Raw genomic sequence first — 9,347 nt, 5'->3', positions numbered from 1 at the left:
TCCCGTCCGACTTAGCCACCACACGATTATTGCCCAAATGGTCCTGCAAATAGAAATAGTAAGTACCATTCTCAATGTAACCACCATCCACCAATATACGCTTTAAAGAACCATTCTCATAAATCATATTACCGACATAATCAGTACGATTCTCTGCGGAAGATTTATGAATGACGGATAGCTTCTTTCCATCGGCAGAATAAATATACTCATGAGTAGATTTGTTTGTGTCATTGAAAGTAATCCGTTTTGGCAAATTTAATAAATTGTATTGAATATCAGCTATACTTTTATTTAAATCTTTAATCAGATTACCATTTTCATCATAGAGGTATTCCACATCCTGATTCGTGCCATTCCTGAAATCCATAGATGATGCCGGAAGATTTGAATCTGACGCAGTATCTTCAACCTTTATTAACTGATTACCACGGTAATTTAGAGTTAAGTTATCAATTACTCCATAGGCAGCATTCTGATTCCCGGAACGCATCAGAGAGACTATATTACCCTGCTTGTCATAACTATAAGAAGTGTTGAAGTTATGATTGCGAATATTATTCTCAAGATAGTCCGCATGGAGCAAACGGGAAAGATTGTCATAAGAAAAATCATAACCACGCTTTTTATCGCCATTTACATTCCAATCCATACCGGAGATATTACCATTATAATAATGAGTATTTGTTTGGTTGGGACGGGCGTCATTATAATATAATGTCTCACTGAACAGAGGACAGCTGATCGATTCAGTCCATGAACGGAGATTATAAGTATAACTCGTATGAAGATTGGCTTGACCATTACGCCTGTTACGTTGCAGACGTCCCAGTTCATCATATTCATTATTGACAAGAGTCATTACCGGTCCATTATTCAAACGATGCGTAGTGGTTTGCAGCCGGTCCGCATAATCATAGGTATATGAGTAGAGTTCGGTCTGGGTCGTTTTGCCGGTAGCCGAATGGATATGTTTATGCTTTGTCGGCTGACCGATAAAGTTATAAGCCATATAGTCTTTTTCGACTCCACCATTCAGGTGACTGCCTGACTTGCTTTGTATTACCCTGTCGTGATCATCATAATACATCACGGTATAAAGATAAGATTGCCCTTTCTCATCAAGACACGCTGTCAGGCTACCCGTAAGTATATCTTGAGAACTTGCCGAATAACGTTTGCCAAAGCCTTCCGTCTCTGCACTAGCATCATAACAAACGCCGGCATCTGTGAAAATCGGAAAACCGTTTCTACCCAAGAAAGAGTAATCATCATAATACTTGACTGAAAGCAAGCCGGGAGAAGTCAAAGTAAGCCCCGACAGGCTATAACCTTTATATGGTCCACTGCCGATAGCAGCAGTAGAACCGGAATACCAGGAGGCATTGACGACGGAAGAAAGTAACGGATCGGAAAAAGGATCCAGTACATTCCTGCAAATGCCCGAAAAACATTCACGTCCAAACATATCCGGAATGCTGAACGACCATTCGCCACGACTATGCTGATTGCCGTCCTGAGAAAAAATCAGCCGCCTTCCCTTGTCATAGATATAAAAAGACCAGCTGCAGCCCGGCAGTTTCTTGGCTATCTGAAGTTTACGGCTATCATATTTGTACAAAAAGGCATATTGCAGAAGCGTTGCATCCGTATTACTTTTCCAGCTTGTAGTGCTGCCGCTGCCGAGTATGGAAGCAGCAGCCGGAGGAAGCACCGCTACCCGATTGCCAAAATCATCATATATATAATAAGTATCATACAGCTCCTTGTTCCCTCCGGTCTGCATGATCTGACGAGTCAAGACAACCTGTCCCAGTTTGTCTTTGAACTCGAAAGACGGATTCCCATCTTCGTCTGCCATACGGGTAACATAAAGTTGTCCCGTTGCATAATTACCGATGCGACTGATTTGCATAACAGTATCACTTGCATTCGTTGCAGTGAAATGAATGCAGTTTAATGTATCCGTACCTGCTATATTGGTCAGGTAGTCACTTTTCACACTATGATGATTATCCTGCCAGTCTTGTCCGGGACCGTATTGTTCCAGCATACGATCCAGCGGAGAGGCTTCATATACCGGACGAGAGTAAGGAGCATTATCACCATACGTGGCTGTCGCCTTAGTTTTTACCACATCAGGAAGAATGAACTTTCCTCCGTTATTTGGGAATATAACAGGCAACCATTCTCTGGAGGTACGCCCTTGGGGATCATATTCCTGATACATCACCATGTTATTATTATTATTATGAGAGTATCTCAAGACAGATTGCTCCAAACGTCCCAAACCATCATAATAGTCTATCTTATCCTGCCATGCAACTCCCGTCTCTTGAGTGTATGTACGTGTAGCTATATGGTTCTTGTCAGCAGACAATAATTCCATCCATGAATTATTTGTCTGGGCATTACTTTCTCCGGAGAGTAATGCGCCAATAAACATACAATATAAAATCTTCTTCATATCTAATTGCATTTTAAAATTAATAAGTAAACGGATATCCACCTATAACATAAGTATCCTCATAACCCATATAATCTCCCATGTTATAATTTATATCAAAAGCATAAGGAGTGGATTTTATAGAAGGTACTTCGTTGGCCCAGTGATTATCTTGAGGTGCAACACGAGCGTTTCGATAATATCTTCTAGGAATATAAACTTTAGCCGGTTCATAATCGTTAAGGACATCTCCTGTATCCGCAATCTTGCGACTGGGTGGTATTTCATAATAATCAGTAACAATACTTCCTTGAACTCCCCAATCAAAGGTCAGGAAATAATCTTTTTCAAATGGATTATAAACAGATATGATTATGTTAGAATTACATTCCGCATGTTCGTTAGCATATTGTTGCCCATTATTTTGCATATCGATATAGGCTTTCTGATTGGCATCTTCCTGTGATAAAGTTGAGCTATATTTCTTTGCAGGCACTACATAATTAATAGATTCTCCTCTTTCTCCTAAAGATGCGTCACAAGTATTCCGGGTAAAAGTTTCTCTGATTTCCTTATTATAATAAGTCACTTCAGGTTCTACGGATTGATTCTGATAAAAATAATCATATTTTTTAATGACATTCATATCATTATCCATCACAGATACCAGCCTGCTAAAGTCATCATACCTATAAGCCTCCGTTACGCCCCTTTCATTAGTCGTGCTTCTTAATCCTATGAGGGGATAATAGCCATATGTAGTTATCGAAGCATCCTTAGGATATACACGGACATCATCTATAGGATATACTCCTTCATTTATTGAATCTCGGCCGTTAACAAAATCATGCTTCATATATTCCCACTTTCCATTCTTAAAAACCTGATAATCTATCACATATTCCCTTTCCGGATTAGTTGCTAAAGAAACCGTATAAGGACCGATACAACTATTACTACTATGATATCCGAAAGAAGCAGGACGTAAATGAGTGGTTTCAAAGTTTTCATAGAATACATCATCTGCACCACTTGTTTCGGGGGCAATACTTTTTCTTGTCCAATAGGAGAAATGAATATCCCCATCATATACACTTGTCGAAGATTCTTTACACGCATCAGTACTGAGAATACTAAATGTATGATAACCGGCCGAGACATAAAATGTAGCACTGTACGTATAGGCATTTTGATAGTCAGTCCAGGGCCTGCCCATCTGATCAGAGCTTCTCACCTGGACCAGATTGAAAGCCTTATTGTCAAGATGTCCTGACACATACCAGTTAAATCCCAATGCTCCGGAAAGGACTATTTCAACATCCCCTGCTTTTGATGTATAAAAATTATATGATTCTACATTAGACGACAATGAGTTGTATTTCAGCTTTACATACTTAGTTGTTCTCTCATCTCTGTATTGAGGAACAGACTTGAAAGTATTCCGGGCATTTACAACTTTAGCTACTGGATATTGTCCATTGTATCCCCAGATATAGGCTGTATTTATGCCAGTCTTATCCACTACATTAGTCGGATTACCATACGAGTCATAATCAAGATATTCCATCTCAAGCGCACATCGGTTGTCCATAGAATATTGAGTTGAGTTCAACAGTTTAAAGGAAGAGTAATTACTTAACGGCACATCGCTCTCCAACTTATACTGCTTATCCTGAACAGCGAACTTATCAGACTGTTTGTATGTCATCACTTCTGCCGAAGTGACTTTCCCATTCCGCTTAACAACCGTTTCTACAGGATAAGACAACAATCCTTGCGTTCTCATTGTATCATAAATTTTTAATGGAGAACCAGAGGAGATAAAACCGGAATTGCTACTATCATACTCTTCCATCAAATCAGAAAGATATTTGGATCTTGTTTCCAGTATGCTGTTATCATTCGGATTGTTAGTATACTTTTTCGTAGCCGTCAGCAAGCGATATTTATTGTATTCATATTCTTCCGTCTCGTTTATATTGCCATAATCGGTATAGAGAATCGTTTCTTTCTTTTGCAAGAAAGGGAAATAGGTATATATCTTGTTGGCACTGACTCGTATAGGAAGAGTATTCATAAGTGCATAGCGCTCAATCGTTTTAAGATAATCTGATAAATCCGAATGATAGGTATAAGCTTCCTTCTTTATCAATTTCTGTGACGCATTATAATAGTCTGCAGATCTCAAAAGACCACGATCAAGCTTTCTCGATGTGTATTTGTTATACATATCGTTATTCATTCCTAAAGTAAATGCAGCTGTAGAAGGCTCGTCTTGCACCCGGTCATAATTTGTAAAAGAATAAATAGTCTTTGAGCCATCAGATCGTTTTTCTACCACCCTAGAATATCCCATATGAAAGCCGTCTGACCAGTTTATATTAGTGGTAGCTTTATTACTATAAGAATACGGTCCCTTTAAATGTGTATATTTGAAGTCATAATCAACAGTACCAGTATCACTTGTGACATACCAGGGAACAACTGACAGAATACCACTGGAAGAGTTATCTTCATTTTGATATAAATATTCTTTCGTTATCTTTTCGGATAAGTCCTTATAATTCGAATAAGTAATTCTTTTTACCCGCACTCCACCTGCCGTTCCATTTTCCTGCTTTAATCCGAATGGATATTGTGTAGATATTCTTGAATAACTATGCAATTCATATTCCAGCCCTACTTTCCCTCCTGTAGGGTAGATTATTCCTTCCAGAATTTCAGCTTTCACATAAGTCGGATCTGGTTGTCTGTAATTATAAAGAGCATCAAAGCGTTGCGAGTTTATCAGAGAAAGATACTTCTTACCATTATAATATCCCCAATTGTCGGTTAACATCTGATTAAAAGCCGGTAATTTCAACGCATTATATTGAAATTTATATTTCTCAGTATTGTTGACCAATAAAGAGTCAAGTTTCAGCCGTTCGCCAGGTTGATTTGTATAGTAGAACTTTATATTTCCTGTTGTCGCTTTAATTTCATCCAACTTATAGGAATAGGCTTTCTCTTTTATTTTATCAATAACAGCTCCATAGTTGTCTTTTAAAAATAATTTCTGCTGGTCATAGAAACCATCCGTCACCAAATCGTTCCTTTTTGAGGAAACAAACTCCAGTTCATCTCCATTACTAGCCTTGATACCTGTCAACAGAGACGGATAAACTATATCATATTTCTTATCTACTAATAGCAAAAACTGAGGATCAACAGTAGAAGGAAGATTATAAAAAGCGGGAATCGTATTCGATTTAAGATTCTCACCGGAAAATTTAATTGTAGAAATATTATGATGATCCAATCTTTCTACTATGTTCACATGCTCCTTATCATAATTAAAAATGATATTTTCCTGATTAGGTAATATTATTTTCTTGATATGCCAAGTGGATGCTGTACCTAGTAAACTGGAGTGAAAACTATCCCAAATCATGCTATGGCTCCCTATCTGATCACCATATACATTATAGTGACTATCATAATCAGGATCTTCAGAATACGTACAAGACAGATCAATACAATTAATATCTCCACCAAAGATATAGGTGACTCCTTCCGAATCAACAATTGTTATTTCCGTAATCAACACAGGTCTTGACTCGATATACAGCTTGGGATGATATGTTTTGTTTAGATGAATATTAGTCCATTCCGTTTCTGCAAGTAACACATCAGGGATTTTGCCAATTTTTACATCCTTCACTTTAAAGCATTGACTATTTTGTGATGAGATTCTTGTTTGTATTTCTCCTTCCTTATCTTTATACATATAAAAGGAAGCATTTATTTTCCCTATACTTATTACAAATTCATCCAAGTCGGGCTCATGAAGATAATCTTCATTATAAATGAAAGGATTGTAATATTTATTTAAATTATACTCCTGATTCCAGTTCGTATTACTAGTCCTGTCCATATATTCATTAAACGTATAGGCTTCATCAATCATACCATTAGCGACTCTGTATATTTGCCCGCCAGTAACAGACCATCCTAGTCCCACATTGCCAACGGGTAGATCGACTTTGTTGCCTTCCGAATTATACAGTAACTGTATGTCATACGAATAATTTTTAAGTCCTATGGAATACAAGGGAATAGAAACATTCGCACGTCCCGAATATAAATCGACAGGTAACGACTGAACCCGTAGCAATGAGCCAACTTCCGGAGCCGGAGTATCATATTTTAGCATTGACTGAGAAAATATAGGCTGGAGAAGAAAAGTAAAAAGAAACATGAAGTAATACCTCATCTTCCTGTCGGTTAGTTCTGATAATATAAATATATTTTTCATATACTGTTCTTTAGTTTATAAAACTCAATAGATTAATTAAAAAGAAATCACAGGTGATACAAACCGCTATAACTTCGTGCTACTAAACAGCACTAAATTATCTCACTGTATGACCTGTGATTAATACTTACAGATTCATCGCATTACCGCCCAACGCTCCCAGCACTGCCGAAGCCACCGCGATGACTACTTTCAAAATGGTATCCCAAAGGGATCTCTTGACTGCCATAACTTTACACACCTCCTTTCCGACACATAAAATGGTTGATTACTAAGTGAATCATCTTTACATGATTGATTACTCCTGAAAACTTTCCTCCTTTACCTCAAAACACGGGCACGCCTTGATCCACTCCTCCGGCTCAATCTCACCGTTCCCATTGCGATCCGGCGACAAGTCGCGATGACCGCACACCCGGCAACCGGGAAATCTCTCTTGCAACTGATGCACCAGCAGCCGGAGCGCTGCCCGCTGTTCCGGTGTCCGTGTGTCCGCCGGGCGTCCCCGGCAGTCCAGACCGCCTTCGTAGCAAATTCCGATACTCTCCGCATTAAAACCTTTCGCATGTGCCCCGATCCGTTCCACCGGACGGGTAATAAGCGTTGTTCCATCCTTGCGGATATAGTAATGATAACCTGTCCCGTGGAAACCCCGTCGGCGATGCATCGTATCCAGATCAAAAGCCGTCAACTCCTTGTCTGCCCGCGTAGCGGAACAATGAATCACGATTAAATGAATCTTCCTCATAAAGTCATTAATTCTAACTATCAAACCCTTGTACATTGATTACCAACTCTCCACTTCTTACACTGTCGGATCCGGAGCTTCCTCATCGCCTCCGTCTCCACCGCCCGGATTCGGATCAGGAACTTCGCCACCGTCGCCGGAACCGCCTTCACCACCGTTCAGCGCCTTCAGTTGCTGTTCCAAGTCTACAAAATCCAGACGGTCTTCCGCACGGGTGGCGGCAAGATTGGGACGTACACTGGCGGATGCACGGAAATTGATGCGAACCCAGCGGATGTTCTCCGGCAGACAAGCCTTCTTCGTATCAGTACCCACTGTGGTAGCGGACAGGCTGAATACCCCGAAATTCTCAATATTCACGGCATGGCCGTTGTACAACTCGCTTCGTGTCACTTCCACGAAGTTGGTCAGTACACTCTTGATGTCGCCCAGGGTGAGCGAACTCTTCTCCTTCATCTGCTTGGCAATGGTATTCAGTGTGGCAGGTTTTCCCCAGGTGATCAGCTGCGGATAATACTTGCCTGTACCCTCTTTGTCAAATGGAGACTTTCGTAAAATCTTTTTAAATGTTACAGACATTGTTTTCTTCTTCTCTTTTTAATAAATGAATTTCTTGTTATTTTCTCTTCGTTCCCCGGATGAAGGTTGCGGTGACGTCTTCCGGCTTCTCCTCTCAGGAACACGACAAAGGTAGTGAACAGGCTATCCACGAGGGTAAGTATATGTACATACCGGTCTCTACAAGTAAGTACTGAGACGTAGTTTGACGAAATGAATGCTACTGTTACCTACTTATCCATACCCGTATCATTATCTTTCCATCAAAGGAACATTATTCTGTCAAACGGCTTTGATTTGTCAGAATAAATACATATCTTTACCGTATAATCAATCAGGCGGATAGCCGATATAAAGAATACCAATGATGGAAACTGCACAAGAAGAATTTCAAATCCGGGTATACCTGAAGACAGAACTGGCACAACTGTACGCACCCCACTTAGACCCCGAAGCCGCATTGAGAAAGATGCGAAAATGGATTCACCGGAACCCCGACCTCTACCGCGAACTGTATGCAGGCACGGAAGGAAAGAACGAACAGGCATACAGCAAAAGACAAGTGGCTATTATAGTGAGGTATCTGGAGGCTCCATAAGCACTGAAGCTTCACTTTCGGAGATTTCTACATTATTATATACACGCAGGCGCGTTAGAACATTCTATTTAATACTAAAAAAAGCGTGTAACCGAGGGTAAGGACCTTACCCTCAGTTACACGCTTTTTTCATATTAAATATATTGTATATAAAGAATAGAATATAGAGATTAAACAGACACAAAAAATAAGTTGTACCTTTGCGGCATTTTTAAACATAACACTTTTTAACAACAACTCTAATTATTAAAATCATGAGTAAAAAGACATTTTCTCCGAAGGCTTTGTCTACCAGAACAAGCAGGCTATAACGCTCGAAAAGGGAGAATTCCCCGCCATCTCCCCGTTTATCACTCAACTGCTGGACAATATCAACAGCATGTACATCAACAGGATAGAGGTAAATCCATCTGACAGAAAGAAGTTTCTTGCCCCCATCGTTCACCTCTGCTACGACCCTTCCTCTCCTTTTAACATTAAAGGGCCTAAATTCTTCGCGCAGTTGCTGTTTCTGACAGTAAACTTCCGGAAGAACGATCAGTCTAATGAATCTTTAAGCATAGAAGAAATTGATTATGAGATACAAAAGATGAAAAGGCTCCTGTCCGACGATTAACATTTTGCAGATTACGTTAAAAAACTGTTTTTAGGCTCCTAAAAGCAGTTTTTTTATTACAACCAAAAGCTATTCCTTTGCAAA

At 39.7% G+C, this 9,347-nt stretch carries 7 protein-coding genes; 2 read left to right on the top strand and 5 right to left on the bottom strand.

The genetic code is table 11. From position 1 onward, the window contains the following. The 5 genes from KTR07_RS20900 to KTR07_RS20880 all read right to left on the bottom strand — a co-directional run. On the bottom strand, nucleotides 1-2,467 hold a 2,467-nt coding region (locus KTR07_RS20900; RefSeq protein ID WP_217315497.1), incomplete at its 3' end, for a DUF6443 domain-containing protein. A 19-nt stretch (nucleotides 2,468-2,486) separates the two neighbouring features. Continuing rightward, complete coding sequence (locus tag KTR07_RS20895) at nucleotides 2,487-6,743, bottom strand: DUF5977 domain-containing protein (protein ID WP_217315496.1); 4,257 nt, start codon at nucleotides 6,741-6,743, stop codon at nucleotides 2,487-2,489. A gap of 127 nt (nucleotides 6,744-6,870) precedes the next feature. Next, nucleotides 6,871-6,972, bottom strand: a complete 102-nt coding sequence (locus tag KTR07_RS20890) for a smalltalk protein (protein WP_010537749.1) — start codon at nucleotides 6,970-6,972, stop codon at nucleotides 6,871-6,873. Between the two features lie 69 nt (nucleotides 6,973-7,041). Then, nucleotides 7,042-7,491, bottom strand: coding sequence for an N-acetylmuramoyl-L-alanine amidase (locus KTR07_RS20885; RefSeq protein ID WP_055228920.1), 450 nt, complete (start codon nucleotides 7,489-7,491; stop codon nucleotides 7,042-7,044). A gap of 57 nt (nucleotides 7,492-7,548) precedes the next feature. Then, the gene (locus KTR07_RS20880; RefSeq protein ID WP_016267799.1) at nucleotides 7,549-8,070 is read right to left on the bottom strand and encodes an HU family DNA-binding protein; all 522 of its coding nucleotides are present in this window, start codon (nucleotides 8,068-8,070) and stop codon (nucleotides 7,549-7,551) included. Between the two features lie 343 nt (nucleotides 8,071-8,413). Here KTR07_RS20880 and KTR07_RS20875 point away from each other — a divergent pair, with 343 nt between their 5' ends. Beyond that, nucleotides 8,414-8,647 (top strand): DUF4248 domain-containing protein, encoded by a 234-nt coding sequence (locus KTR07_RS20875; protein WP_371737219.1) that lies wholly within the window; start codon nucleotides 8,414-8,416, stop codon nucleotides 8,645-8,647. Nucleotides 8,648-9,026: 379 nt separating this feature from the next. After that, complete coding sequence (locus tag KTR07_RS20870) at nucleotides 9,027-9,263, top strand: hypothetical protein (RefSeq protein WP_055228921.1); 237 nt, start codon at nucleotides 9,027-9,029, stop codon at nucleotides 9,261-9,263. The last annotated feature ends 84 nt before the right edge of the window (nucleotides 9,264-9,347 follow it).

It is taken from the genome of Bacteroides sp. MSK.20.82, from assembly GCF_019052485.1.
GTDB lineage: Bacteria > Bacteroidota > Bacteroidia > Bacteroidales > Bacteroidaceae > Bacteroides > Bacteroides thetaiotaomicron.
Note: the sequence above shows the minus strand (reverse complement) of the source record. Positions and strands in the feature narration are given on the sequence as shown.